Raw genomic sequence first — 258 nt, 5'->3', positions numbered from 1 at the left:
TGCCCCGGATTGACGCGATCCGTCAGATCAGCGTGACTGAACAAACCTATTACCGCTGGAAGAAGAAGTACGGTGGAATGGGCACGGAACAACTCAAAGAGCTAAAGCGGCTACAGAAAGAAAACGAGCGCCTGCGGCGTGCAGTTTCTGACCTGACCCTGGACAAGCTGATCCTACGGGAGGCCGCATCGGGAAACTTCTGAGCCCCTCGCGTCGGCGGGCCTGCATCGATCATGTTCGCAGTCAGTTCAAAGTTTC

General features: G+C 55.8%; 1 pseudogene. It reads left to right on the top strand.

Going from position 1 to position 258, the window contains the following annotated elements:
* Window positions 1-258: pseudogene (locus tag AB4874_RS19965) on the top strand (transposase); the annotation flags it as partial.

This window comes from Thioclava arctica, from assembly GCF_040892615.1.
Classification (GTDB): Bacteria; Pseudomonadota; Alphaproteobacteria; order Rhodobacterales; family Rhodobacteraceae; genus Thioclava; species Thioclava arctica.
The sequence above is the reverse complement of the archived record's forward strand: the minus strand, read 5'-3'. Positions and strand labels throughout refer to the sequence as shown.